The sequence below is a fragment of the Paraburkholderia sp. 2C genome (genome assembly GCF_054589215.1).
Genome location: NZ_BAAILL010000081.1, coordinates 1 through 368, shown reverse-complemented (window position 1 = coordinate 368; position 368 = coordinate 1). Strand labels below are relative to the sequence as shown.

Genomic DNA, 368 nt, shown 5'->3' with positions numbered 1-368 from the left:
GCAGGCATGCATGCGAAGACCGCGAGCAACGTGATGACCGCGGCGCTCTTCGTCTACATGCTGATGCAGCCGGTGTTCGGTGCGCTGTCGGATCGCATCGGCCGCCGTCAGTCGATGATCCTGTTCGGCTTCTTCGCGACGATCGGCACGGTGCCGCTGCTGCATGCGCTCAAGGACGTGACGAGCCCGTATATGGCATTCGTGCTCGTCGTGGTGGCGCTGGCGATCGTGAGCTTCTACACGTCGATCAGCGGGCTCATCAAGGCGGAGATGTTTCCGCCCGAAGTGCGCGCGCTGGGCGTGGGGCTTTCCTATGCAGTGGCCAATGCGATCTTCGGCGGCTCGGCCGAGTATGTCGCGCTGTGGCT

Annotated in this window: 1 protein-coding gene; it reads left to right on the top strand. The window is 63.6% G+C overall.

The window, feature by feature from the left end; translation table 11 throughout:
• Nucleotides 1-368: MFS transporter (locus tag ACYPXD_RS34110; RefSeq protein ID WP_459723109.1), on the top strand; the 368-nt coding region annotated here is incomplete at both ends.